General features: G+C 70.4%; 23 protein-coding genes and 2 pseudogenes. 11 read left to right on the top strand and 14 right to left on the bottom strand.

Annotated elements, in window-relative coordinates; all coding sequences use genetic code 11:
• A pseudogene (locus tag HCC61_RS29905) lies at positions 1 to 121 on the top strand (IS481 family transposase); the annotation flags it as partial.
• On the opposite strand, the gene HCC61_RS29900 reads toward HCC61_RS29905, so the two are convergent.
• Positions 118 to 426, bottom strand: coding sequence for a hypothetical protein (locus HCC61_RS29900; RefSeq protein ID WP_070019030.1), 309 nt, complete (start codon positions 424 to 426; stop codon positions 118 to 120). The pseudogene HCC61_RS29905 and the gene HCC61_RS29900 overlap by 4 nt on opposite strands.
• A 163-nt stretch (positions 427 to 589) precedes the next feature.
• Here HCC61_RS29900 and HCC61_RS29895 point away from each other — a divergent pair, with 163 nt between their 5' ends.
• Both HCC61_RS29895 and HCC61_RS29890 read left to right on the top strand, forming a co-directional pair.
• The gene (locus HCC61_RS29895) at positions 590 to 1,570 is read left to right on the top strand and encodes a bifunctional lytic transglycosylase/C40 family peptidase (RefSeq protein WP_169140981.1); all 981 of its coding nucleotides are present in this window, start codon (positions 590 to 592) and stop codon (positions 1,568 to 1,570) included.
• A 477-nt stretch (positions 1,571 to 2,047) separates the two neighbouring features.
• Positions 2,048 to 2,653 (top strand): annotated as a pseudogene (locus tag HCC61_RS29890) (phosphatase PAP2 family protein); the annotation flags it as partial.
• A 348-nt stretch (positions 2,654 to 3,001) separates the two neighbouring features.
• Here HCC61_RS29890 and HCC61_RS29885 read toward each other — a convergent pair.
• Positions 3,002 to 3,256 (bottom strand): hypothetical protein, encoded by a 255-nt coding sequence (locus tag HCC61_RS29885; RefSeq protein WP_169140945.1) that lies wholly within the window; start codon positions 3,254 to 3,256, stop codon positions 3,002 to 3,004.
• Positions 3,257 to 3,645: 389 nt separating this feature from the next.
• Here HCC61_RS29885 and HCC61_RS29880 point away from each other — a divergent pair, with 389 nt between their 5' ends.
• Positions 3,646 to 4,482: a hypothetical protein gene (locus HCC61_RS29880; protein WP_169140971.1), complete on the top strand. Its 837-nt coding sequence runs from the start codon at positions 3,646 to 3,648 to the stop codon at positions 4,480 to 4,482.
• Between the two features lie 151 nt (positions 4,483 to 4,633).
• The gene (locus HCC61_RS29875; protein WP_169140943.1) at positions 4,634 to 4,891 is read left to right on the top strand and encodes a hypothetical protein; all 258 of its coding nucleotides are present in this window, start codon (positions 4,634 to 4,636) and stop codon (positions 4,889 to 4,891) included.
• Positions 4,892 to 4,963: 72 nt separating this feature from the next.
• Here HCC61_RS29875 and HCC61_RS31110 read toward each other — a convergent pair whose 3' ends face one another.
• On the bottom strand, positions 4,964 to 5,395 hold the full coding sequence (locus HCC61_RS31110) for a metal-sensitive transcriptional regulator (RefSeq protein ID WP_240969422.1): 432 nt from the start codon (positions 5,393 to 5,395) through the stop codon (positions 4,964 to 4,966).
• Positions 5,396 to 5,729: 334 nt separating this feature from the next.
• Between HCC61_RS31110 and HCC61_RS29865 the strand changes: the two genes are divergently transcribed.
• Together HCC61_RS29865 and HCC61_RS29860 are read left to right on the top strand one after the other, a co-directional pair.
• Positions 5,730 to 6,350, top strand: coding sequence for a DUF47 family protein (locus HCC61_RS29865; RefSeq protein ID WP_169140969.1), 621 nt, complete (start codon positions 5,730 to 5,732; stop codon positions 6,348 to 6,350).
• Between the two features lie 6 nt (positions 6,351 to 6,356).
• Positions 6,357 to 7,352, top strand: a complete 996-nt coding sequence (locus HCC61_RS29860) for an inorganic phosphate transporter (protein WP_169140967.1) — start codon at positions 6,357 to 6,359, stop codon at positions 7,350 to 7,352.
• A gap of 287 nt (positions 7,353 to 7,639) precedes the next feature.
• Here HCC61_RS29860 and pstB read toward each other — a convergent pair whose 3' ends face one another.
• From pstB to pstS, 4 genes are all read right to left on the bottom strand, one after another.
• Positions 7,640 to 8,416 carry a phosphate ABC transporter ATP-binding protein PstB gene (gene pstB / locus HCC61_RS29855; protein ID WP_169140965.1) on the bottom strand — a complete coding sequence of 259 codons (777 nt, stop codon included), beginning with the start codon at positions 8,414 to 8,416 and terminating at the stop codon, positions 7,640 to 7,642.
• Positions 8,417 to 8,494: 78 nt separating this feature from the next.
• Positions 8,495 to 9,577 carry a phosphate ABC transporter permease PstA gene (pstA, locus tag HCC61_RS29850; RefSeq protein ID WP_169140963.1) on the bottom strand — a complete coding sequence of 361 codons (1,083 nt, stop codon included), beginning with the start codon at positions 9,575 to 9,577 and terminating at the stop codon, positions 8,495 to 8,497.
• Between the two features lie 91 nt (positions 9,578 to 9,668).
• The gene (gene pstC / locus HCC61_RS29845; protein ID WP_169140961.1) at positions 9,669 to 10,697 is read right to left on the bottom strand and encodes a phosphate ABC transporter permease subunit PstC; all 1,029 of its coding nucleotides are present in this window, start codon (positions 10,695 to 10,697) and stop codon (positions 9,669 to 9,671) included.
• Between the two features lie 200 nt (positions 10,698 to 10,897).
• On the bottom strand, positions 10,898 to 12,013 hold the full coding sequence (pstS, locus tag HCC61_RS29840) for a phosphate ABC transporter substrate-binding protein PstS (RefSeq protein WP_169140959.1): 1,116 nt from the start codon (positions 12,011 to 12,013) through the stop codon (positions 10,898 to 10,900).
• Positions 12,014 to 12,654: 641 nt separating this feature from the next.
• Between pstS and HCC61_RS29835 the strand changes: the two genes are divergently transcribed.
• Both HCC61_RS29835 and HCC61_RS29830 read left to right on the top strand, forming a co-directional pair.
• On the top strand, positions 12,655 to 13,710 hold the full coding sequence (locus HCC61_RS29835; RefSeq protein ID WP_169140979.1) for a C40 family peptidase: 1,056 nt from the start codon (positions 12,655 to 12,657) through the stop codon (positions 13,708 to 13,710).
• 328 nt (positions 13,711 to 14,038) lie between these two features.
• On the top strand, positions 14,039 to 15,400 hold the full coding sequence (locus HCC61_RS29830) for a response regulator (RefSeq protein WP_169140957.1): 1,362 nt from the start codon (positions 14,039 to 14,041) through the stop codon (positions 15,398 to 15,400).
• A 108-nt stretch (positions 15,401 to 15,508) separates the two neighbouring features.
• Here the strand turns inward: HCC61_RS29830 and HCC61_RS29825 are convergent, their stop codons facing one another.
• The 4 genes from HCC61_RS29825 to hpnR form a co-directional block, all read right to left on the bottom strand.
• Positions 15,509 to 15,838, bottom strand: a complete 330-nt coding sequence (locus HCC61_RS29825) for a DUF2516 family protein (RefSeq protein ID WP_169140955.1) — start codon at positions 15,836 to 15,838, stop codon at positions 15,509 to 15,511.
• A 152-nt stretch (positions 15,839 to 15,990) separates the two neighbouring features.
• Positions 15,991 to 16,659, bottom strand: a complete 669-nt coding sequence (locus HCC61_RS29820; RefSeq protein WP_169140953.1) for a hypothetical protein — start codon at positions 16,657 to 16,659, stop codon at positions 15,991 to 15,993.
• A gap of 27 nt (positions 16,660 to 16,686) precedes the next feature.
• A complete protein-coding gene (locus tag HCC61_RS29815; protein WP_169140951.1) occupies positions 16,687 to 17,187 on the bottom strand; it encodes a helix-turn-helix transcriptional regulator in 501 nt (166 codons plus the stop codon).
• 133 nt (positions 17,188 to 17,320) lie between these two features.
• Positions 17,321 to 18,817 carry a hopanoid C-3 methylase HpnR gene (gene hpnR / locus HCC61_RS29810; protein ID WP_169140949.1) on the bottom strand — a complete coding sequence of 499 codons (1,497 nt, stop codon included), beginning with the start codon at positions 18,815 to 18,817 and terminating at the stop codon, positions 17,321 to 17,323.
• Positions 18,818 to 19,072: 255 nt separating this feature from the next.
• Here hpnR and HCC61_RS29805 point away from each other — a divergent pair, with 255 nt between their 5' ends.
• On the top strand, positions 19,073 to 19,585 hold the full coding sequence (locus tag HCC61_RS29805) for a GNAT family N-acetyltransferase (protein ID WP_240969423.1): 513 nt from the start codon (positions 19,073 to 19,075) through the stop codon (positions 19,583 to 19,585).
• 9 nt (positions 19,586 to 19,594) lie between these two features.
• Here HCC61_RS29805 and HCC61_RS31105 read toward each other — a convergent pair whose 3' ends face one another.
• The 3 genes from HCC61_RS31105 to HCC61_RS29795 form a co-directional block, all read right to left on the bottom strand.
• Positions 19,595 to 19,747, bottom strand: coding sequence for a hypothetical protein (locus HCC61_RS31105; RefSeq protein ID WP_240969421.1), 153 nt, complete (start codon positions 19,745 to 19,747; stop codon positions 19,595 to 19,597).
• Positions 19,747 to 20,859: a saccharopine dehydrogenase NADP-binding domain-containing protein gene (locus HCC61_RS29800; protein WP_240969420.1), complete on the bottom strand. Its 1,113-nt coding sequence runs from the start codon at positions 20,857 to 20,859 to the stop codon at positions 19,747 to 19,749. The genes HCC61_RS31105 and HCC61_RS29800 overlap by 1 nt, the downstream gene beginning before the upstream one ends.
• Before the next feature lie 173 nt (positions 20,860 to 21,032).
• Entirely contained in the window at positions 21,033 to 21,968 is a 936-nt protein-coding gene (locus tag HCC61_RS29795) for an IclR family transcriptional regulator C-terminal domain-containing protein (RefSeq protein WP_240969419.1), read from the bottom strand.
• Positions 21,969 to 22,448: 480 nt separating this feature from the next.
• Here HCC61_RS29795 and HCC61_RS31380 point away from each other — a divergent pair, with 480 nt between their 5' ends.
• Positions 22,449 to 24,548 (top strand): sugar phosphate isomerase/epimerase and 4-hydroxyphenylpyruvate domain-containing protein, encoded by a 2,100-nt coding sequence (locus tag HCC61_RS31380; RefSeq protein WP_169140975.1) that lies wholly within the window; start codon positions 22,449 to 22,451, stop codon positions 24,546 to 24,548.
• Positions 24,549 to 24,795 lie beyond the last annotated feature (247 nt).

Here is a 24,795-nt window from a genome sequence, read left to right as displayed (position 1 = left end):
CCAACGCACCGCAGCCCTGGCAGACTTCCTCCACACCTACAACCAACACCGCTGCCACACCGCACTCGGAGGCAAGCCACCGATCAGCCGCGTGAACAACGCACCAGGTCAATACAGCTAGACGGCCATTCCGTACACGATGGTGAAGAGCGTGCCCAGCGATCCGATGATGAAGACGCCCGTCAGACCGGCCACGATGAGGCCCTTGCCCTGCTCGGCGCTGAAGGTGTCACGCAGGGCGGTAGCGCCGATGCGCTGCTTCGCCGCGCCCCAGATGGCGATGCCCAGGCAGAGGAGGATGGCCACGGCCATCACGACCTCGACCATCACGCGGGCCTCGTTGCCCAGCGAGCCGAACGGACCCCAGTCGGGCGCGATTCCGCCGATGATGGTGGTGATATCGCCCTTGTCGGCCGCTAGAAACATGGTGAACTCACCGCCCATTGTCGGAGATTGATCGTGCACTTGGGGAATGAAGCTTGAGTGAGGATCGGGCGCGCCGTGTTTGGCGTGCCTCCCGGATTCTGTCATGAGTCCGACGGGAAGGGCAGTGAACCACGCCTGCATGGGGGATGGTTGAGTGGTGCGGATGCAGGGTGCGAGGCGCAGGAAAGTCTGGCTGCTGGGTGCCGGCGGAGGGCTGGGGCTGTTAGCCGGCTTCATGGCTCTCCTCGTCGTCGGTACGTATGTGGCGGCTGCGCACCTGGGTGCCGGGGGTGGCGTGGGGCTCGCCAAGGGGGCCGTCCCGTCGGCGTATCAGGGACTGGTGCAGAAGTGGGGCGCGCTGTGCCCGGCGCTGAATCCGGCGCTGCTGGCCGCGCAGCTCTACCAGGAGAGCGGCTGGAAGGCGGACGCGCAGAGCGGGGCGCAGGCGCAGGGCATCGCCCAGTTCATTCCGGGGACTTGGGCAGCGCACAGCGTCGACGGCGACGGCGACGGCGACCGCGACGTGTGGGACCCGAAGGACGCGATCCCGTCGGCGGCCAACTACGACTGCAAGCTGGCCTCGTATGTGAAGGACGCGCCGGGCGACCAGGCGGAGAACATGCTGGCGGCGTACAACGCGGGCGCGTACGCGGTCATCAAGTACGGGGGTGTGCCGCCGTACCGGGAGACGAAGAACTACGTGTCGACGATCCGGAAGATGGAGCAGAGTTTCGCCTCCGCCAAGGGCCGGATCGACCCGTCGAGGCAGGGCGCGGGCGCCATCTACTACGCGCAGAAGAAGCTCGGCACGCCCTATCTGTGGGGCGGCAACGGCACGCCGGAGCAGAACGGCCGGTTCGACTGCTCGGGCCTGACCGTGGCCGCGTACAAGAGCGTGGGTGTGAAGCTGCCGCGCGTCGCCAACGACCAGTGGAACACCGGCCCGCATCCGAAACGCGGTGAACTCCTCCCCGGCGACCTGGTGTTCTTCGGCACGGACCTGGGCAACTCGCGCTCCATCGACCACGTGGGCATCTACGTCGGCGGCGGGCACATGATCAACGCGCCCTACACCGGGGCAAAGATCCGCTTCGACCCCATCGACACACCGAACTACTTCGGGGCGACGAGGCCCACGGGTTGACGCGGGCCGGCGGGCGCGGTGACGAGCCGTCATGCCGGCGGCGGCCCTGTCCGGTCCGATGCCCGCCGTCCCGCTCCCGCTCCCGCTCGCGTCGCGGTGACGGTGACGCGGAACACGTGCCACGCGTGAACCGAAAGGTGTGACGGGACGTCACAGCACCGGACAAGTGTGCTGCGGGTGCAAGCCGGCAGAGCGGCCAAGAGGATGTGCAGAAACGTGTAATCATTGCGGGACGGAGCGTGAGGGGCGCTTCTCTGAGCTGGGAAGACCGATCACCCTTCGATAACGTCCCGGTGATCGTTCGGTAAGACCGGAACGGGCGGCGAACCGCCTGGCGTTCTCTTGGGACGGACTCTTCACGGCGGAACGCCGTTCCGTGTGTGTAACCACGGGACATGGGGATCACGGGGTACGGGGGCCGAAAGCGGCAGGCGACCATGGGCAGAGCACGGCAGAGCAGAGTGAGGTCACATCACGATGGCAGTTTGGGACGACCCGGACGTCGATCTGCTCTATGAGATCAACGGTCTGGCCGACTCCGCCCCGACCTGGGTCGACCACACCATGCGGTACGTCGGCGAATACGGCGTCGTCGCCGGTCTCGTACTGCTCCTGATCCTCGCGTGGTGGCGGGTCGTACGCCGCAGGGCGAGGCGCGAGGAGGCGGTCGTCGGCTTCGCGGGTCTGATGTGGGCGCCGCTGGCCGCGGGGATCGCCCTGCTGGTGAACATCCCGGTCAGGGGACTCGTCGAGCGGCCTCGTCCCTTTCTGGAACACAGGGGCCTCGACGTGCTCGTCGAGGACAAGAACGACTTCTCCTTCGTCAGCGACCACTCGACGCTGGCCATGGCCCTGGCGGTCGGCCTCTTCATGGTCCACCGGCGGTACGGGCTGGCCGGGATCGCGCTCGCGGTGCTGGCGGGAGCGAGCCGTGTCTACATGGGAGTTCACTATCCGACGGACGTGATCGGCGGCCTCGCGCTCGGGACGGCGGTGGCGCTGCTGCTGGCACCGTTCGCGATGTGGGTGCTGACTCCGCCGGCGCGCTCGCTGGCGGACTCGCCGCGTGGGGGCTCACTGGTGTGGGCCGGTGCTCCGAGGCGCGGGTCGCGCGGCGGCGGCGCGCCGGAGTCGCCGGGAGAGCCCGGTGAAGCGGACGCGGAGACGGCGGCGGACATGGACACGGATGTGGCGAAGGCGAACGAGGCGGCCGAAGGCGCCGCTTCCGGTTCGGCATCAGGCTCCGGTTCGGCATCAGGCTCCGGCTCCGGCTCCGCTTCGGGTTCCGGTTCGGATGTGCAGCCGCCGCCGCGCGGGCGAGCCAGCCGTGACGACCGCGATCTGGCGGCATAGCACCCGGGGCCGAGCCGGACCGCGACGGACCGGAACTCCCCCGCCGTCCCCCTCATCGCCCGCTCGGTTCAGCGGAATTCAGCGGTCCTCACGCGTACTGCCGTAGCCGGCACGGCCGTTGTCCGCGTCGGCGCCGTCCCCGCCGCCTTCTCCGCTCCCGTACGGCGAATCGCTGTGCGCCGTCGCGTCGGCCCACGAGGTCTCCCTCGCCCTGCGCGCGGGCCCGGTCCAGCCGCACGAGCACCGTGCGTGGCTGAATGCTCCCCGTTCGACGGCCGTCGTGCTGTGTTCCTCCCGGCCCTGGCTCTCGTCGTGCCCGGTTCGCTGTCGCACCCGCCCACCGTATCCGGCACCGTGACGGGCTGCCCCGGACGGTCGTTAAGCGATCGAATCCCGGAGAGAGAACGCACGTTGGGGGCGGGACGATGGCGGCGCAGCGGCAGGGGGCGCGCTCCCCGGCTCCTCCCCCCGGCTCCGCCCGGAGGTGCCCTCAGGGGGGACCGTCATCCGGGCCGCGATACCCGAGGCGAGCGCGCCGTCGCGCGTGGTCAGCCGCGGCCGGGACGCTCGCCGCCCTGGCCTCGCTGCTCCTCGCCGGGTGCACGAACGACGGCACCGCGGCTGCGAGCGACCGCAACCGCCCCCGTACATCCGGTACTTCCGGCACTTCCGGCACTTCCGGCGCACACGGCACATCCGGGGCCTCCGGTTTCTCCCCTCCGGTGGCTCCGGATCCGCGGGAGGCCGTACGGAGGGCGGCCGGCGTCCTGGTGAAGTCCGGTACGTCGCACGCCCGTACGTCCATGGCGATGGCGAGCGGAGGCACCCGTATCGCCGTCGAGGGCGAGGGCGGCTTCGACTTCCGCAAGGGCGAGGGCAGGCTCGTCGTGCGGCTGCCGGAGGGCACTTCGGGCGCGCGGCCCGGCGAGCGGCGCACGGTCACCGAACTCGTCGTCCCCGGCACGCTCTTCATGAAGAACCGGGGCGCGGGAGTGCCCGCCGGGAAGTGGGTGCGCGTGGACACGAGGTCGATCGCCGACGGGAACCTGATCAGCGCCGGAGCCACGGACCCGGGGAGCGCCGCCGAACTGCTGCGCGGCGCGCGGAAGGTGACGTACGCAGGCACATCGAGGACCGCGGGCGGCACGGTCGTACGGCGATATCACGGCACGTCGGAGCTGACCGCGGCCGCACGCGAGACCTCGCCGCGCCGCCGGGGCGAGCTGGCGGCGGCGGCCCGCGGATTCGCGGAGAACACCGTCCCGTTTGACGCGTGGATCGATGGGCAGGGGCGCCTCCGGAAGGTTCGGCACCAGTTCACCTTCGCGGGCGGCGGGCCGGGCGGCACGGGCGGGACGAGGTCCGGGTCTGCCGGCGGCGCCGATGCGGGCCGCTCGGGTCGCGGCGGAGGTGACCGTGGTGGCGGCCGAGACGGTCGTGCCGCCCGTGAGGGAGTCACCGTCGCGTCGACGACGTGGTTCTACGGATACGGCGTGCCCGTGGAGGTCGTGATGCCCGAGCCTGACGACATCTATGCGGGAGAGATCGCGCCGTTCTAGGCGACTTGGACCGGGTTCGCACAGCACGTTCCGGCTGCGGTGACGAGTGCGAAATGGTTCGGAATTGCCATGTGCGGAGGGTGCGCCCGTACCTACTGTGGGGATACAGGAGGAGGTGGTGCGTGTGCCTGGTCATCGTCCGCGGGCTTCAGTGGTCCAGGATCACGTGGCCCTCGCCGAGATCGAGCTGTGCGGTGAGCTGATGATCGCCGCCTCCGCGGCGGAGGCGGCAGGTGAGGAGCGGCTGAGTCTCGCCAGGATCGACGAGGTGCTCGGCACGGTTCCCGGTGATGTGGAGGAGACCGCCTGGCAGTCGCTGCCGAGGCCGGTGCCGCGCTGCTCCGCGTCCTCCTCGTCCAGACCCGCGCAGGCCGTGCGGTCCACGCAGGCGTCGGGGCAGCGGAGTTGACGGCCGGGCCCTGTGGGGACCGTCACTGAGAGACGTGCGTCTCGTGGCGCCTGCGCGGCGCCCGGTGCGTGACTACGTGCGCAGCAGCCGGGCTATGGCGGCCGTGGCCTCCTCCACCTTGTCGTCCATCTCCGCGCCGCCCTCCTGTGCCGCGTGTGCGACGCAGTGGCGCAGGTGCTCCTCCAGCAGCTGCAACGCGAAGGACTGGAGCGCCTTGGTGGAGGCCGAGACCTGAGTGAGGACGTCGATGCAGTACACGTCCTCGTCGACCATGCGCTGCAACCCACGGACCTGGCCCTCGATGCGGCGCAGGCGCTTGAGGTGCGCGTCCTTGTCCTTGCTGTACCCGTGCCGGCCGGTGGCGGCGTGCGCGGAGCACCGGTCGTCGGCGTCGTGTTCGCCGTGTTCGCCGTGTTCGCCGTGGTCGTTCCGGCGGCGGTGCGTGCCGTCCTCGCCGGCGGCACCGGCGTTGTCCGTACGGTCTGAGGCGCCGGCCCTCGTCATGGGTCCTCCGTCGGTCGGTGAGCGCTTGCGGATGCGGGTCCCTCCGGGCGCGAACCCGGGGCGGTGCCCGGCGAGGCGGCGCCCGGAAAGCGCCGTTCGCGAAGGGGTGTCAGGGAAAGGGCGCCGGTGGCTGAAATGTGCGGTGCCGAGGCCCTGGTGAGGCCTTGGAAGGCCGCGAAGAATATACCCCTCGTGGGTATATGTTACCGGATTCGGGGAGGGTGCTTCAGGGCACAAGCAGCTATGGGCGACACTGTCTGAGGCCGCCTCGCCGTGGCCGGATGATGTGCTTAGCATCAGCCAGACCGTTTCCGATGCATTCCGAGGATCTCCAGTGCGCTTTCGTCTTACCCCGAGGGAGACGAGCTTCTACGACATGTTCGCGGCCTCCGCGGACAACATCGTCACGGGCTCGAAGCTCCTCATGGAACTGCTCGGGGCGGAGTCCTCCGCTCGCGCCGAGATCGCCGAGCGCATGCGGGCGGCGGAACACGCGGGCGACGACGCCACGCACGCGATCTTCCACCAGCTCAACTCCTCCTTCATCACGCCCTTCGACCGGGAGGACATCTACAAACTGGCCTCCTCGCTCGACGACATCATGGATTACATGGAGGAGGCCGTCGATCTCGTCGTCCTCTACGAGATCGAGGATCTGCCCAAGGGCGTCGAGCAGCAGATCGAGGTGCTCGCGCGGGCCGCGGAACTGACCGCGGAGGCCATGCCGCACCTGCGCACGATGGAGAACCTCACCGAGTACTGGATCGAGGTCAACAGGCTTGAGAACCAGGCGGACCAGATCCACCGCAAGCTGCTCGCGCACCTCTTCAACGGCAAGTACGACGCGATGGACGTGATGAAGCTCAAGCAGGTCGTGGACGTGCTGGAAGAGGCCGCGGACGCCTTCGAGCACGTGGCGAACACGGTCGAGACCATCGCGGTCAAGGAGTCCTGACCACCTGTGGACACGTTCGCTCTTGTCGTGACCATCGGGGTCGCGCTCTTCTTCACGTACACGAACGGTTTCCACGACTCGGCGAACGCGATCGCCACGGCTGTCTCCACCCGTGCGTTGACGCCGCGTGCCGCCCTGTCGATGGCCGCTGTGATGAACCTCGCCGGTGCCTTCCTGGGCAGCGGGGTCGCCAAGACCGTCAGCAAGGGACTCATCGAGACCCCGCACGGGCAGAGCGGGATGGCCATTCTCTTCTCGGGCTTGACGGGGGCGATCGTCTGGAACCTGGTCACCTGGTACTTCGGCCTGCCCTCGTCCTCGTCCCACGCGCTGTTCGGCGGGCTGGTGGGGGCGGCGCTGGCGGGCGGCATCACAGTGATCTGGTCCGGGGTGATCGAGAAGGTCGTACTGCCGATGTTCATCTCGCCCCTGATCGGGCTGGTACTCGGCTATCTGGCCATGTGCGTCATCCTCTGGCTGTTCCGCAACTCCAACCCCCACCGCGCGAAGCGGGGTTTCCGCATGGCGCAGACCGTCTCGGCGTCGAGCATGGCGCTCGGGCACGGCCTCCAGGACGCGCAGAAGACGATGGGTGTGGTCGTGATGGCGCTCACCATCGCGGATCTGCACGACGACAACTCCATCCCGACGTGGGTGAAGATCTCCTGTGCGCTCACGCTGTCGCTCGGTACGTACGCGGGTGGCTGGCGCATCATGCGGACGCTGGGCCGCCGCATCATCGAGGTGGATCCGTCGCAGGGGTTCGCGGCTGAGACGACCGCGTCGTCGGTGATGTATTCGGCTTCCTTCATCTTCGACGCGCCGATCTCGACGACGCACGTCATCACCTCCGCGATCATGGGTGTCGGCGCGACGAAGCGGGTGTCGGCCGTGCGTTGGGGAGTGGCGAAGAACATCGTGGCCGGCTGGTTCATCACCATGCCGGCGGGTGCCGCGGTCGCTGCGGTCTGCTATTGGCTCGTGCTGCTCTGCTTCGGCTGACGGCCGCGGGAGAGCGGTGTTCGGCAGACAGGCGTACAGGCGTGCGGAGTTGGGCCCGCCCCCGGTGGTGTCGGGGGCGGGCCCGCCGCCTTGCGGTGGCACCGCCATGCAGCACCGCGAGGCAGTGTGAGCGGGCGGCCGTGACGCCGCCCGGCGGCCGGTTCCGCGATCGGGGTCCGTGATCGGTTCCGCGATCGGACGTGACCGGGGCCCGATCGGGCTGGATCCGGGGCGAGTTCGGCATGAGCACCGAGCGAGCCCGCAGTGCGACGGGGGCGTGACCGGGCTCAGCCGAAGCGGCCGGAGATGTAGTCCTCCGTGGCCTGGATCGAGGGGTTGGAGAAGATCCGCTCGGTCTCGTCGATCTCGACGAGCCTGCCGGGCTCGCCGACCGCCGCGAGGTTGAAGAAGGCCGTACGGTCCGAAACCCGCGCCGCCTGCTGCATGTTGTGGGTGACGATGACGATCGTGAACTGCGCCTTCAGCTCCGCGATGAGGTCCTCGATCGCCAGCGTCGAGATGGGGTCGAGGGCCGAGCAGGGCTCGTCCATCAGCAGCACCTGCGGCTGCACGGCGATGGCGCGGGCGATGCACAGCCGCTGCTGCTGCCCGCCGGACAGGCCCGAACCGGGCTTGTTCAGGCGGTCCTTGACCTCGTTCCAGAGGTTGGCGCCCTTGAGGGAACGCTCGACGGTCGCGTCCAGGTCCCGCTTCTTCTTCTGGCCGTTGAGCCGGAGGCCCGCGGCGACGTTGTCGTAGATCGACATCGTCGGGAAGGGGTTGGGGCGCTGGAAGACCATGCCGATGGTGCGGCGTACGGCGACGGGGTCGACCTGCGAGCCGTACAGGTCCTCGTCGTCCAGCATCACCTTGCCGTCGACGCGGCCGCCGGGGGTGACCTCGTGCATGCGGTTGAGGGTGCGCAGGAAGGTGGACTTGCCGCAGCCGGAGGGGCCGATGAAGGCCGTGACGGAGCGGGGCTCGACGCTCATGGATATGTCGTCGATGGCCCGGTGGGAACCGTAGAAGGCTGTCAGGCCGCTGACGTCGATGCGCTTGGCCATGGTGTCAGTCGCTTTCTGGGTGCGGGGCGTACGAGGAGTTCGGGGACGGCGTGCGCGGTGCCGAGGGCGCGGGCGGCATCAACGGCCCCCCGTCTTGGGCGCCTTCCAGCGGGCGACGCCGCGTGCCACCAGGTTCAGCAGCATCACGAAGGCGATGAGCGTGAGCGCTCCGGCCCAGGCCCGGTCGATACTCGCCGCGTTGCCGAGCTTGTACTGGTTCCAGACGTAGAGCGGCAGGGACTCCTGCGCGCCCGAGAACGGGTTCGGGTTGATCAGCGTGTTGCCGAACACGAGCAGCATGACGGGCGCGGTCTCGCCGGTGATGCGGGCGATGGCCAGCATCACGCCGGTGGCGATGCCGCCGATGGACGTGGGCAGCACGACCTTGAGGATCGTGCGCCACTTCGGTACGCCCAACGCCAGTGACGCCTCGCGCAGTTCGTTCGGCACGAGCTTGAGCATCTCCTCGGTGGAGCGGACCACCACCGGCATCATCAGGATCGCCAGGGCCATCGAGCCCGCGAACCCGGACGGGCCGAAGCCCAGCCCCAGGTTCCAGAACGCGAGGACGAACAGGCCCGCGACGATGGACGGAATGCCCGTCATGACGTCGACGAAGAAGGTCACGGCGCGGGCGAGCCGTCCGCGGCCGTACTCCACGAGGTAGACCGCGGTGAGCAGTCCGACGGGTGCGGAGATGAGGGTGGCCAGGCCGACCTGCTCAAGCGTGCCGAGCAGCGCGTGGTAGACGCCGCCGCCCTCCTCCAGGTTGGTCATGCCGCCCATGGAGTGGGTCAGGAAGTAGCCGTCCAGCAGCTTCGCCCCGCGGCTGATCGTCGTCCACGCGAGAGAGACCAGCGGTACGACGGCGAGGACGAAGCAGACCCAGATGACGCTCGTGGCCACGCGGTCGCGTGCCTGGCGGCGGTCCTCGACGAGGGTGGTCACCGCGTAGGTGATGACGACGAACAGGAGGGCGGCGGCCAGGCCCCACTGGATGCGGCTCTGCCAGCCGGCGGCGTTGCCGATGCCGATGCCGAGGCCCGCGGAGACGAGGACGACGGCGATCGGGGACCAGCGCGGCAGCCGGCGGCGTGCGAGCGGCGCGGACGACGGCGGCGGGTCGGTGACCTGCGGCTTTTCCAGGACTGAATTGCTCATGCGCTGTCCCTGTCACTCGCTTCTCCGCCCGCACAAGTCAGAGGTGCGGGGGCCGCGTCGGCGCGCGGCGGGGTGGTTGTGCGTGCGTCGCTCATGCGTTGGCCCCCGAGTACTCCTTGCGGCGTCCGATGATCCAGCGGGCCGCGCCGTTGACGAGCAGGGTGATGACGAAGAGGACGAGGCCGGAGGCGATCAGCGCGTCACGGCCGAAGTCGTCGGCCTCGTTGAACTTCGCGGCGATGTTCTGCGCGAAGGTGCCGCTGCCGGGGTCGAGGATGTGCCAGGTGAAGAGGAAGCCGGGGGAGAGCACGGTGGCGACGGCCATCGTCTCGCCGAGCGCACGTCCGAGGCCGAGCATCGACGCGGAGATGATGCCGGAGCGGCCGAAGGGGAGGACCGAGGTGCGTACGGTCTCCCAGCGGGTCGCGCCGAGGGCGAGGGCCGCCTCCTCGTACATCTTCGGTGCCTGGAGGAAGACTTCGCGGGTGACGTTGGTGATGATCGGCAGGACCATGATCGCCAGCAGGATGCCCGCGGTGAAGATCGTGCGGGCCGGGCTGCCGGGGTTCGACATCTCGAACACCGTTGTCCAGCCGAGGAATTCGTGCAGCCAGCGGGTGAGCCCGTCCAGGTACGGGACGAGGAAGAGCGCGCCCCAGAGGCCGTAGATGATCGAGGGCACGGCGGCCAGCAGGTCGATCACGTAGGCGAGCGGGCCGGCGATGCGGCGCGGCGCGTAGTGGGAGATGAACAGGGCGATGCCGACGGCGATCGGCACGGCGATGACCATCGCGATGACCGAGCTGACGATCGTGCCGAAGGCGAGGACGCCGATGCCGAAGGCGGGCGGGTCGCCCTGCGGGTTCCACTCGAAGGCGGTCAGGAAGTTGACCGAGTCCTTGGATACGGCGATGGACGCGCGGTAGGCGAGGAAGCCCGCTATCGCGGCCATGATCACGAGCAGTGTGATGCCCGAGCCGCGGGAGAGGCCGCGGAATACCTTGTCGCCGGGGCGTACGGACTTGCCCTTGATGGGGGTGGCCGTCGCGGCGGGTGCGGGGGTGCCGCCCGGGGGGTCGGTGGGCGGCGGTGCCTTCTGAGAAGTGCTGGTGGTGTCCATGGTGTCTCCGGTCTGGTCGGGGAGGTGTCCCCTGGCGGCGGTGCACCGGATGGGTAACTGGTGTCGGATGGGGGTTCGGGGGCTGATGCGGAATCTGAATTGGAGGGGGACGTGGCGTGGGGCCGGCCCGGAGTGCGGGCCGGCCGTTCACGCGTCGTGAACCGTGGCCGTCGTATGGGCGGCCCCGGCCGGAGCCGTGATCAGGAGAGCTCCGGGATGGTGCTGCGGACCTTCTCGGCGATCTTGTCCGGCAGCGGCGCGTAGCCGAGCTTGGACAGTTCGCCCTGCCCGTCCTTGCTGGCCGTGTAGGTCAGGAAGGACTTGGTGGCGTCGAGGCTGCTCTTCTTGTTGCCCTTGTCGCACAAGATCTCGTACGTCACGAGCATCAGCGGGTAGGCACCCTCGGTCTTGGTGGCGTAGTTCAGGTCGAGCGCGAGGTCCTTGCCCTTGCCCGCGACCTCGGCGTCCTCGATGGCCTTGGAGGCGTTCTCCGTGGTGGCCTCGACGGGCTTGCTGGCGCCCGTGTCGAGCTTCACGGTGTCGAGGTTGTTCGCGGAGGCGTAGGACAGCTCGAAGTAGCCGATGGCTCCGTCGGTCTGCTTCACCTGCTGCGCGATCCCGGCGGAACCGGAAGCGGACTGTCCGCCCTTGGCGGGCCAGGACTTCTCGTCCGGGTACTTCCAGTCGTCCTTCGCCGCGGTGCCCAGGTACTTGCCGAGGTTCTGGGTGGTGCCCGACTCGTCGGAGCGGTGGAAGGGCTGGATGTCGGTGCTCGGGAGCTTCGCCTTCGGGTTCAGCTTCTTGATCGCGGGGTCGTTCCACTTCTTGATCTTCGAGTCGAAGATCTTGGCGGTCGTGGACGCGTCCAGGACCAGGTCGTCGACGCCGGGCACGTTGTACGAGATCGCGACCGGGCCGCCGACCATCGGCAGGTTGATGCCCTGGCCGCTCTTGCAGACCTTCTTGGACTTCGTGACCTCTTCGGGCTTGAGCGCCGAGTCGGAGCCGGCGAAGGAGGTGGTGCCCTGGAGCCACTCCTGGACGCCGCCGCCGGAGCCGATGTCCTTGTAGTTGATCTGGGTTTCCTTGCAGGCCGTCTGGTAGTTCTTCACCCATGCGTCGACGGCGTTCTTCTGCGCCGTGGAGCCGGAGGAGAGCAGCTTGCCCTTGCCCTCGCACTTGATCTTCGCCGCGGCCTTCTGGGCGTCCTTGCTGGTGTTGGTGTCCGAGCCGCAGGCGGTGAGTACCAGGGCGCCGGAGACCGCGACGGCGCCGAGAGCGAGGGCGCGAAGCCGGTTCGTGCGCTGAAGCATCACTTTCGTTCGGTTCCTTCCTGGAGCCCGCCGGTGGGGTCGGCGCGCAAGGCTTGGTTGTGTTGTGCCGGTGGGTTTCTGGAGCGCGTACGTCCGCCCTCCGTAAGGCCGAAATTAGACAGATCAGGTGAAGCGCCCCACGAAGACGAATGAACGCGCGGTGAACCTCGGAGGTCGGCCCCATGGCGGGTGCCGTGGCCGCTGCAAGGCGTTCGCGAGCCGATTCCGGGGCTTTGTGAAGGGGTGCGGACCGGCTGCGTGACGGCGCGGATGACGTGCGGAAGCGCACCGGGAAACGGGGGCGGAAGCTTCAATTCCGGTGCCGTGCAAGGCAGTCGGGGACCGGGCGTCGCCCTGTCGGATTCGACGGACGCGTGGCAACATCCGTCGAAGCGGCGGCGGTTGACCGGAGCCGGCGGTGGAAGACCGTATTGGACGGGGCTGTTCGGCGACGGACGGCCCTTCCGTGACCCGTGAGGCGCCGTACCGCGACGGGCGCGCACGCCGGACGACCAGGCCCGGCGCGCACGCCGCGCAGCGTGACGACGACGTCGGGTGAGGCCGCGGACGACAAGCGATCGAGATCCCCAGGACAGACCCCGAAGAGACGGACGGGACTACGGCGAGGGGGCCACGTGGGCGGGATGGGCGGGACGGGTAAGCGCAGGCTGCTGGTGGTGGCCTGCACGCTGGGACTGCTGGCGGGACCCGCGGCGGGAAGTGCGTACGCCGCCCCGGCGGGCCCGGCGGATCCGGGCGGCGGCCGGCAGAGTTTGGAGGAGGTCGCCAAGCGGATCGACCACCTCCATGAGGCCGCCGAGTCGGCGACGGAGGCGTACAACGCGGCGCAGGAGCGCGCAGGGAAGCAGCAGAAGGCCGTCGACAAGCTCACGGAGAAGATCGACGCGCTGCGCGAGACCCGCGGGAAGTACACGAAGACGGCGGGCGCGCTGGCCCGTGCCCAGTACCGCGCGGGCGGAATGCCCGACGAGGCCCATCTGATCCTGCGCGACAGCCCCGAGGCGTTCATGCGCGACGCGACGATCATGCGCAAGGGGCAGCAGGCGGCCAAGGGCGTCATCACCACGCTCGCGAAGACCGAGTCCCGCCTCGACGACTACGCCGCGGAGGCCTCGAAGAAGCTGCGCGAGCTGAAGGAGAACAAGAAGCGCAAGGCCGCCGCGAAGAAGAAGATCGAGAAGGATCTCAAGACGGCCGAGGACCTCGAATCCCAGCTGGCCGAGAAGGAGTTGGACCGGCTGCTGAAGCTGGAGGACGAGGCGGCGCGGGCGCGGCAGTCGAAGTGGCTCGAATCCGGGGTCCTGGACGAGATCTCCGGCAGGGCTTCGAAGGCCGGCAAGAAGGCCATCGCCTTCGCCACGAACCAGATCGGCAAGGACTACGAGTGGGGCGCCGAGGGTCCGCGTACGTTCGACTGCTCCGGGCTGACGCTGCGGGCCTGGCAGGCGGCGGGCAAGGAGATCCCGCGCACGTCGCAGGAGCAGTGGAAGCACCTGAAGCACGTGCCGATCAGGAAGATGCGCCCCGGCGACCTGATCATTTACAAGAGCGACGCGAGCCACGTGGCGATGTACGTGGGCGACGGCGAGATGGTCCACGCCCCCCGCACGGGCCGCCAGATCACCATCGCCGGAGCGGGGTCGCTGCTCATCAAGGGCGTCGTGCGTCCCGACGGGTAGTCCGCGCGGCCGCTCCGCGGGGCCGGTCGGTGCGGTGGTCCGCGCGGCCGGTCCCTTGCGTTCCGTTGCGGGTCCGTTGCGGGTCCGGTGCGTTCCGCGGCGGGTCCGGTGCCGGTCCGGGCAAAGGCGGGCGAACCGGCGGCGGGCCTCAGGCATATGACGGTGGCGGATTGCCGACAGCCATTCCGTACACGCGTGCGGGAGCGCTAGGGTCCCCTGGACAAGCCCGGTCGTGTGCGGGCGCGCGGGACCAGCGCCGCCGCACCGGGCCTGGTGGTGTGCCGGCTGGCTCACGACCGTGCCCTCGGGGGGAGGGAAGGAAGCCCATATGCCCGTAGGCGTGCCACGCGAGGACCCTGTGTCCGCGCGGCCCCGCGCGTCGGTGCCCCCGCAGAGCAGCGGATCGCACGAGCGGACCGGGACGGCCGTGAAGGACGCCCTGACGCTCCTCGTCATCGAGGACAACCTCGCCGGCGGCCGGAGCGTGCCCGAGATACTCGACGCCGCGGGCGGCTATCTGCCGGGCGACCCCCACAGAGGCGCCTCGGCCGAGCGCATCAGGGTACGTACGGCCCGCAACCTCACCGAGGCCGAGCGGCTGCTCACCGACGACGTGCAGTGCATCCTGCTGGACCTGGCGCTCACGGGCGCCGAGCGCGCGGCGCCCGCCGGAGGCGACAACGCAGCGGCGGCCGCGCCCGGCGGCTCCGTGGCCACCGGCGAACTGGAGATCCTGCGCCACGTACTGCGGCTGGCCCCCCGGCACGCGGTGCTCGCGCTCACCGACGGAGCCGACGCCGAGCGCGCCGCCGAGGCCGTACGCGTCGGGGCCCAGGACTATCTCTTCCGTGACGAGCTCGACGGGCGGCTGCTCAACCGCGCCATCCGCTACGCCGTGGAGCGCAAGCGTGCCGATCTCGCCCAGCGCCAGCTCACCGAGTCCCGGCTGCGCGCCCAGGAGAACGCACGTCTGGAGCGCGGGCTGCTGCCCACGCCGCTGCTGTCCGGCAGCGAGCTCCACTTCGCCGCCCGCTACCGCCCCGGCCGCTCCCGCGCCCTGCTCGGCGGCGACTTCTACGACACGGTGCGCACCTCCGACGGCACGGTCCACGCGATGATCGGCGACGTCTGCGGCCACGGTCCCGACGAGGCGGCGCTCGGCGTTGAGCTGCGCATCGCCTGGCGTGCGCTGACCTTCGCGGGCCTGTGCGGCGACGAGCTGCTCGGGACGCTACAGAAGGTGCTGGACAACGAACGGGCCAGCGACGAGATCTTCGCCACACTCTGCACGGTGGACATCGACCCCGACGGACGCCGTGCGGGCGTCTGCCTCGCGGGACATCCCTCTCCGCTGGTCGCGGGTGCGGGCGGCTCGGTGCCGCGGCTGCTGCCGTACGACTACAGCGGGCCGCCGCTCGGAGTCGTACCGAACGCGCGGTGGCCCCGGCGCCAGGTCGAACTGGGCCGCCGCTGGAGCCTGTTGATGTACACCGATGGGCTCATCGAGGGGCACGTCGGCGAGGGCCGGCAGCGCCTGGGCCAGGACGGGATGATCGACCTCGTGACCGGACTGATGGCGCAGGGCGTGAACGGCGAACGGCTGCTGGACGCGACGATGGAGGACGTGCGGCGGCTGAACGGCGGCGAACTCACCGACGACGTGGCGGTGTTGCTGCTCGACCGGCGCTGACGGCGCTGACCGGCGCTTTCCGCGCCGACCGGTCCCGGTGGGTGCCGCTCAGCGCGGCTCGGGTGCCCGTGCGGTACGAGTGCGTGGGCGGGCGGGGCGCGTGACCGCTCAGCGGCCGTTGAACGGACCGTACGGACCGTCGCTGCTGCTGCCGCCCCAGCGCGGGCCGCCGCCCGTGACCTGCTTGAGCGCGGGGCGTACGTCGACGATGTAGACGATCGTCGCGATCAGGCCCGCGATTTGCAGGAACAGAATCTGGAAGTAGTTCACGGGGATCGTCAGGCCGAGAATGATCAGCCAGAAGACCTTGGTCTGCTTGCCGGCCGCCGGGTAGGCGTCGGTACGGCGCATCGCACCGTCGATGAACGCGAACACCGCCATCGCGAGCAGGACCACCGTGATGAGCAACAGCAGATTGCTCTGGACTCCCTCAGCCATGTCGTCTCCGTGAGTTCTGGTGACAGGCGGCCTGCTGTGGCGCCGCTCGTCATGCCACCGTACCCGTTCGCCGGGCCGGGAACCCGGGCCCGGCGAACGGGTACGGACGGCAGGGGCCGCGCCGGCGAGGTGCGTGCCGGGCGGGTGCCGGCTCAGGAACCGGACTTCGGAGGCGTCTTCCCGCTGCCGTTGGCCTTGGTCCCGGTCGCCTTGGTGCCGTTCGACTTGGCGTTGCCCGTCTTCGCGGCTCCCGGCTTGGCGGTGCCGGTGCTCGCCGCCGTGGTCCTGGCCGTCGTGGTCTTGCGGGCGGCGCCGGTCTTCCCCGCGGCGGAGGTCGTACCGGCGGAGCCCTGGGCCGCCTTCCTCGTGGCGCTCTGCGCACCGGTCGCACCGGTACGCGGCTCGGCCGGCGGCTCGGCGACCTTGACCGGCTCGCGCTCGACGGTCACCTCGGTGACGCCGGTGTCCTCGCCGCGCCAGTTCTTCACGGCGCCGCGGCCGCGGTCGGCCAGCTCGTCGTAGGCCTCACGCGCCTTGACCGCGTACTCGGCGGCGATGCCCACGCCCTGGAGCGCCAGGTGCTGCGCCTGCTCGCGCAGCTTCTTGATGTCGGTGTCGATGCTGCCCAGGGTCTCGCTGACCTTCGCCTGCGTCTCCTTGGCCTGCTTGGTGAAGCGCGCCTGCACTTCCTTCGGGTCGGTCGCGCGCACGGCCGCGATGCGCTCCGGGGCCTCCTCGCGGATCTTGTCGATGACGCCGGCGGCGAAGTAGAGCGGCTTGGGGTCGGTGAGGGTGTTGCGGATGTCGTCGGTGCTCGGCATGAGAGGTCTCTCCCTGTGAACTGGCTGCTATCGGGCGTCGGGCTCTGAGGCCTCGGCGTCGGCTTCGTCCTCCCCGTCGGCCGCTGCCGCTCCTGCCGCCTGTGCTGTCTGTGCCGCCCGGGCGTGCCCGGCGTCGTTGCCGTGCTTGGCGTCCTTGGACTGCTTGGCGGTGGCGGCGGATCCCGCGTTCTCCTTGCGGAAGGACTCGTAGATCTGGAGCAGCGCCTGCTTCTGGCCCTCGTTGATCGAGGAATCGGCGAGGATCGCGGCAGGGACCTGCAACAGGTCGTCCCGCTCACGCTCGTCGAGGATCCCGGCCTGTACGTACAGCGTCTCGGCCGAGATCCGCAGCGCCCTGGCCAGCTGCTGGAGGATGTCGGCGCTCGGCTTGCGCAGGCCGCGCTCGATCTGACTGAGGTACGGGTTGGACACCCCTGCGGCGTCGGCGAGCTGTCGCAGCGAGAGCTTGGCGTTGCGCCGCTGCTCGCGCAGGAACTCGCCCACATTGCCGACGTTCAGGGAAGCCATGCGCTCAACCATGCCTCGCATTGCTAACTTTTGCAAGCGCCCTGCTTGCAAGTGTGTCCGTTGTGTTTCCGGGGCGGGAACTCCGGGACCTGGAACCTCCGGGGTCTGGAACTCCGGGTCCGGGGGCCGGAGTTCACTCGGCGGGTGCCGCGTCCCGTCCGTGGGAGGACTTGCGCTCGTGCACGTACAGGCGGCGCCGGTCGCCGACGTCCAGCCGCTGCGGCAGCGGCAGCTCGTACTGGACGGGCCGGAAGTGGTCCGTGAACTGCCGCTGTGGGTTGTAGACGGTGTTGAAGCGCCACAGCATGCGGGCGAAGTTGGTCTGGCCGCGCAGCAGGTTGCCGCTCAGCACGCGCAGCGCGCCGAACGCGGTGCGCAGACCGAGGTGCTTGCGGTTGATCACGGCCTGGGTGCGGACGAGTTCGCGGTAGAAGACGTCGAGCGGCAGGGCGGTCGGCACGACCGCGTGCTGGATGTCGAAGAGCCGGTAGTCGCGGGTCGTCAGCCGCCGGGACTCGGTGTGCCACACCTCGGTGCCCGGGTACGGGGTCATCACCGTGAGGTGCACGATCTCGGGCACCGACATGGCGAACTCCCTTACGACCCGGAAGCGTTCCTCGTCCCAGCCGGGATCGACGATCAGGTTGATGGCCACGTTGATGCCCATCTTCCTGGCGAGCTCCAGGGCCTTGAAGTTGTCGTCCGGGCTGACGCGCTTGCGGTACAGGTCCAGGCCCTCGGCGTCGATGGCCTCCATCCCGAGGAACATGTACTGAAGCCCCAGCCGCGTCCACCGCTCGAAGACCTCGGGGTGGCGCAGCAGGACGTCGGCGCGGGTCTCCAGGTAGTAGCGCTTGCGGATGCGGCGGCGCTCGATCTCCGCGGCGATGGCGTCGCCGTGCTCGGGGCGGATGAAGGCCACGTCGTCGACGATGAACACGCTGCTCTCGCGGATGCTCGCCATCTCCTCGCCGGCCGCCTCCGGGGAAGCCTTGCGGTAGCTGCGTCCGTAGAACGTCCAGGCGGAGCAGAACGAGCAGTCCCAGGGGCAGCCGCGGGTGAACTCGATGGACGCGCAGGGATCGAGCTCGCCGATGAAGTAGCGGCGGCGGTGGGCGAGCAGATCCCTGGCGGGACGAGGGGCGTCGATGCTGTGCAGCATCCGGGGTCCCGGCCCGCGGCCCTCGGCGGTGACGATGCCGGGGACGCCGTCGACGCCTCCCTGCGCCAGGCCTTCCAGCAGCGGGCCCACTGCCGGTTCGCCCTCGCCGCGGATTACCGAGTCGACGGCGCCTTCTCCCTGCTCCAGTACCTCCTCGGCCACGAAGGAGACGCTGTGCCCGCCGAAGAAGACATGGGCGCCGGGCACGATCTGCTTGGCGCGGTGTGCGAGGTCGATCGCTTCGGGCACGTTGGCCAGGTAGTTGAGGGAGAAGCCGATCGCCTCGGGACGGAACTCGGCAGTCGTACGTTCCAGGTCGGCGTGCTTGGAGACCTGGAGGTCGATCACGCGCACGTCGTGCCCGGCGTCCCGGGCGGCGCCCGCGACGCGTTCCAGGCCGAGGGGCTCGAGCCGCAGGAAGATCTCCGAGTACATGAGAGCACTCGGATGAACGAGGAGCAGGCGCACCGTTGCCTCCGGGGGTCGCGGGCCGATTCGTCCACCCGTTGTCCGGGAGCCGGGGAGTCAAACGGCGCGGGGACCGGCGTCCCCCTTTCGGCCCGCCGCCGCCGCGCTGTTGCGGCGGGCGGCTCGGCGCCCGTGCCCGTCCCTGGTGGGCGAGGTTCCGCCCGGCCGCCCGTACCTGCTTCGATGGGCGACGTGAACACCTCGCACGCGAACTCCCCGTCCTCGCACGCGGGAACCCATGTCGTCGTCGAGGAGTTGACGGCGGCACACGCGGACGAGGTCCTGGCGATCTACCAGGCCGGGATCGACGAGGGCGACGCGACCTTCGAGACCACCGCCCCCACCTGGGAGGACTTCGACGCCGCCAAGCTGCCCGGACACCGATTCGTGGCCGTGCACCGGGAGACCGGCGGCGGCGCCGCGAACGGTTCCGGTACCGGGCCCGGGCGGGTGCTCGGCTGGATCGCCGCGTCCCCCGTGTCGGCCCGGCCCGTCTACGCGGGTGTGGTCGAGCACTCCGTGTACGTGCACCCCGGGGCCCGCGGCCTGGGCGTGGCACGTGCGCTGCTGGACACGTTCATCGCGTCCACCGAGGCCGCGGGGATCTGGACGATCCAGGCGGGCGTCTTCCCCGAGAACGAGGCGAGCATCGCCCTCCATCTGCGGGCGGGGTTCCGAGTCGTGGGGACCAGCGAACGGCTGGGGCGGCACCACGGAGTCTGGCGTGACGTACGGCGGCTGGAACGGCGCAGCCCCGTCGTCGACTGAACCGCCCCCTCAGTACTCTCGGGCCGCGATCATCATCCCCGTCGCCCGCAGCCGCTCCACCAGCGCGTCGCCAAGTGCGGTCGCCGGGGTGAGCACGCCGCCGTCGGTCTCCGGCAGGGTGTCCCTGTTCCATACGAGCGCGAGGGCGGATTCGCCCAGCATCACGGCGGTGGCGCTGTAGCCGGGGTCGCCCTTCGCCTTGAAGCGGGCGGTGTAGCGGGCGCCCGTCGAGGTCCCGGCGAAGGTGTCGAAGGTGAAGTGGCCCTCTCGCGCGTACCGGCGTCGGGGCCCTCGCCCGGGTCGGGCAGCACCTTGTCCAGCAGCGGACGAGTGGGACGCAGCGCCAGCCCGGTGACCAGGGCGCCCATGAATCCGGCCGTACCCGCCGCCGTCAGCGGTGAGAGCACCGGAGGCCCGAGGCGCATGGCCTCGCGATAGCGGAAGCGCGTGCCGTAGGCGTGACCGCGCAGCGCGGCGCTGCGGCGCACGACACGGGTGTTGAAGGGGGCCATGGGGAAGGGCGCGAGGACTCCCCGCAGCGGCGTGCCCGCCGTCGAGCCGCGGGAGATGAACAGGTCGTCCTGACGGCCGAGTTCGGGCTCGGAGGCACGGTCGGGGCTGAGGGTGTACGGGTCCGCCGCGAGGCGGCGCGCGTCGCGGTCGGACTTCATCAGGTCGATCTGCTGCCGCACCGAGTCGATGGTGCCGCCGCTGACGCCGCCGCTGACCGCGGTGAGCACCGAAATGGTGTCCGCTAGCTCGCCGTTGCCGTCGGCGCGCACCTTCTCGTGGAGCACGTGCACGTTGACGTCGGAGGGGATCGAGTCGAAGCCGCAGGCGTGCACGATGCGGGCGCGGTTGGCCGCGGCGGTGTCGTGGTGCGCGTCGATGGTCTCGCGGATGAAGAGGGCCTCGCCGCACAGGTCCACGTAGTCGGTGCCGGAGCGCGCGCAGGCGGCGACCAGTTCGCGGCCGTACTTCGCGTACGGGCCGACGGTGGTGACGACCACGTGCGCGGATCCGGCCAGCTTCGCCAGTGCGTCGCGGTCGGTGGCCTCGGCGACGAACAGCGGCCAGCCGGCGGCGCGTTCGCCCAGGGTGGCGCGTACGGCCGAGAGCTTCTCCTCGCTGCGTCCGGCCAGGGCGACGCGCGTGCCCTCGGGCGCGGAACGGGCGAGGTGGCGTGCGACGAGGGTGCCGACGAAGCCGGTCGCGCCGTAGACGGCGATGTCGATGTCGCGTGCGCGGGGAGTCGGGCTGTGCTGGTCCGTCATGGTGGGGTCCTTCCGGGCCGGGCGGTGGCGCAGCGTCGTCCCTGGACGCCGGGCGCTGCTGCACAAACGTAACCGGAGCCGGTACGGGGCCGGCGGGGCGTGTCCCTGCGGCCCGTCCGCACGGCCCGTCCGCACAGTCCGTCCGTACGGCCGCTGCGCACGGCCGTCTCCGGTCAGTGGGTGACCGTGGCCACCAGGTCGGCCTCGATGAGCCGTACGGTGCGGAGGATCATCGGCACGTAGTCGCGCTCGACCAGCTCGGGCGTGGTGCGCCCCGTGTGCACGGAGACGTTCGCGGCTGCGACCACCCGGCCCGCGCGGTCGCGCACAGGCGCCGCCGCGCCCCGCAGCCCCTCCTCCAGCTCGGAGTCCACCAGCGACCAGCCCTGCTCGCGCACCTTGCCGATCTCGTCGCGCAGGGTCCGCGGGCTGCGGATCGTGTGGTCGGTTCTGCGCTCCAGCTTCAACCGCCCGAAGCGCTCGTCCAGTTCGGCCTCCGGCAGTCCCGCCAGCAGCACCCGGCCCATCGACGTCGTATAGGCGTCGAAGCGGGTGCCGATGCTGATCTTCACGGCCATCAGCCGGGCGCTCTGCACGAGGGCGACATAGACGATCTCGTCGCCGTCCAGCACGGCGAGGGCCGCGGTCTCGTTGAGTTCGCGGGCCAGCGACGTCAGATGCGGCTGTGCGATCTCGGGCAGCGACATGCTGGAGAGATACGCATAGCCGAGTTCGAGGGTGCGCGGGGTGAGTTCGAAGGCGCGGCCGTCGCTGGTGACATAGCCGAGATCGGCGAGGGTGAGCAGCAGCCGGCGGGCGGTCGCCCGGTCCAGGCCGGTCCCGCGCGCGACCTCGGTGAGGGTCTGCGCCCTGCGGTCCGCCGAGAAGGAACGCATCACCGACAGGGCGCGTGCGACGGACTGCACGAAGTGCGGCCCGTACTCCTCGCGGGCCTTGCTGCCGTTGCTCCCGGTGCCTGCGTTGCTCCCGTGGCTCCGGTGGCTCCGGTGGCTCCGGTGGCTCCCGTGGCTTGTCCTGCTCCCGCTGTCCGGCTCGCTCGGCTCCTTCCGCCCGCTTGCCTCGCTCGGTTCGTTGGACGGCTCCGGCAAGAGCTCACTACCTCCCTGTACGGGCGTCCGCCCGTGTGCGGGCCGTTGATCGGCTGGTCACGCGCGCTTGTGCGCATTACGCACAGGGTACTGGGCCGGATCCCGGCGGTGTCATACGGGTCCCGGTGCGAGGCCGCCGTAGTCGCACATGGATTGACGCTCTCGGCCCCTCGCTCGTAGCGTGCACTATGTGCATGGCAGTGCGGCATACGAACAATCCCGCTCGGGGTGCCGCAGGCATAAGGAGCACCACACGTGAATCCCTCCTCCTCGGATCGCTCTCCGGACAGGTCCCCGGATCCGTCCCCGGATCCGTCCCCGGATCCGTCCCCGGATCCGTCCCCGTCCCGGGTCCCGCCGTCGTCCCCGCCGCCCGGCGGCCGAACCGCCCCCGCGCACAAGGACGTTCGCGAGGACGACCGCGGCCGTCATGACCGCGAGGGCGCCCGCAAGGGCGTGGCGACCGTGTGCCTCTCCGGGATGCTGGAGGACAAGCTGCGCGCGGCCGCCTCGGCGGGATTCGACGGTGTGGAGATCTTCGAGAACGACCTCGTCGTATCGGCGATGTCACCGGAGAGCGTCCGGTCCCTGTGCGCGGACCTCGGCCTGACCGTCGACCTGTACCAGCCCTTCCGCGACTTCGAGGCCGTGCCGGAGGAGCTGCACGCCGCCGGACTGCGCCGCGCGGAGCGCAAGTTCGACCTCATGGAGCGGCTGGGCGCGGACACGATGCTCGTGTGCTCGACGCTCTCCCCGTACGCCGTGGACGACGACGGCCTGGCCGCGCACCAGCTGCGCGCACTGGCCGAAAGGGCCTCAGCGCGCGGGATCCGCGTCGCCTACGAAGCCCTCGCCTGGGGGCGCTTCGTCAACAGCTGGGAGCACTCTTGGCAGATCGTGCGCCGGGCGGACCATCCCGCCCTGGGGCTCTGCCTCGACAGCTTCCACGTCCTCTCCCGTGACCCCGAGCCCACGGGCATCGACACCGTCGACGCGGACAAGCTCTTCTTTCTCCAACTGGCCGACGCGCCGCGGCTCGACATGGACGTGCTCCAGTGGAGCAGGCACCACCGGCTCTTCCCCGGCCAGGGCTCCTTCGACCTGCCGGACTTCCTCGCGCAGGTGCTGGCCGCCGGCTACGACGGGCCGCTGTCGCTGGAGGTGTTCAACGACGTCTTCCGGCAGACCGATCCGGGGCCCGCGGCGCTCGACGCGATGCGGTCGCTGGTCGCTCTCGAAGAGGCGGTGTGCCGCCGCGTGTACGGGGACGGGTGCGACAACGGGGACGGGGATGAGCACGGGAACGGGGACGGGTGCGAGCACGGGCAGATGCGGGGGCGCGGGCATGGGCTTGAGGGGGAGCCGCTCAGGGGCGGTGGCCGTCGCCGCATCCGGCCGACCGCGCCGCCGCCCGCGCCCGAACTCCTCGGCCACGCCTTCGTCGAACTCGCCGTAGACGAGGAATCGGCACCGCGGATCACGGCGGCGCTGACGGCGCTCGGCTTCCTACGTACGGGACGCCACCGCTCCAAGCCCGTCGAACTGTGGCAGCAGGGCGGCAGCGACGTCGTACTGAACCTGGAGGGCGCGGCGCGGGGAGAAGCCGGCGGTACGGGCGAAGGGGGCAGCCGCGAAGCGGGTTCGGCGGAAGCCGGGGCCGACGTGTCGGCGTCCGACCGTGCCGAGGTCGTCGCGCTCGCGGTCGAGAGCCGCGACCCCGGCCAGTCCGCACGACGGGCAGAGACGCTGCTCGCCACGCCTCTGCCGCGCAGGCGCGGTCCCGGGGAGGCCGAACTCACCGCGGTGGCGGCCCCGGACGGCACCCAGCTGTTCTTCTGCCCGGGCGAGGGCGCGAGCGGTCCGGACTGGCGCGCGGACTTCGTACCGGTCGAGGCCGTACGCGTCGACGCCGCGCCGAGCGACGCCGCGCCGGGCGAGACCGTACCCGTCGGCGCCGTACCGGCCGACCCCGGACCGGGCCCCTCCGCTGCCGACTCCGGCGCGGGGCCCGGCGGCCTCACCCGTATCGATCACGTCGCGCTCGCGCAGCCGAACGACCAGTTCGCCGGGTCGATGACCTTCTATCAGTCCGTACTGGACCTGCGTGAACGGGACTTCGCGGAGTACGCGGCACCGTTCGGCCTGGTCCGCAGCCATACCGTCGGCAACGCGTCCGGCGGCGTACGGATCGCCATGCACGGCGCGCTGCTGCGCCGCGGAGGCTGGGCGCCGTCGGTGCCGGACCCCGAGCACATCGCCTTCACGGCGCGGGACGTCTTCGCCGCCGCACGCCGGTCCCGCGCCCGCGGCCTCGAGCTCCTGCCCATCACCGGCAACTACTACGACGACCTCGACGCCCGCTACGCGCCGGACCCGCAACTGCTCAGCGACATGCGCGAGTTGAACATCCTCTACGACCGCGACGAGCACGGGGAGTTCTTCCACTTCTGCACCGGCCTCCTCGGCTCGCGCGTCTTCTTCGAGGTGGTGCAGCGCGTGGGCGGCTACCGCGGCGACGGCGCGGCCAACGCGCCCGTACGGATGGCGGCCCACCGGCAGGCGCGCGCCGCGCACGGCTAGCGGATCGGGCACGCGCGCAGTCATGCACGCCCAGCAGCCAGCACGCGCAGCGGCGGCCCGGCTGCGCCCCAGCGCGCTCCAGCCGACGCTCCCAACTCCCCTTCCCCGCAACGCTGTTCGCGCTCCCCCCATTACCTTCTTCGTGGCCCCGCAATGGGGCTCCCGGCCTCTGGAGCTGGCATGACTGAATCCCCCTGTCGAGTGCATGGCCTGGGGGGTGGTGTCACCGGCTCCGGAGGCACTGACA

It is taken from the genome of Streptomyces sp. HNM0575, assembly GCF_012726265.1.
Lineage (GTDB): Bacteria > Actinomycetota > Actinomycetes > Streptomycetales > Streptomycetaceae > Streptomyces.
This window is presented reverse-complemented; position numbering and strand designations above follow the sequence as displayed.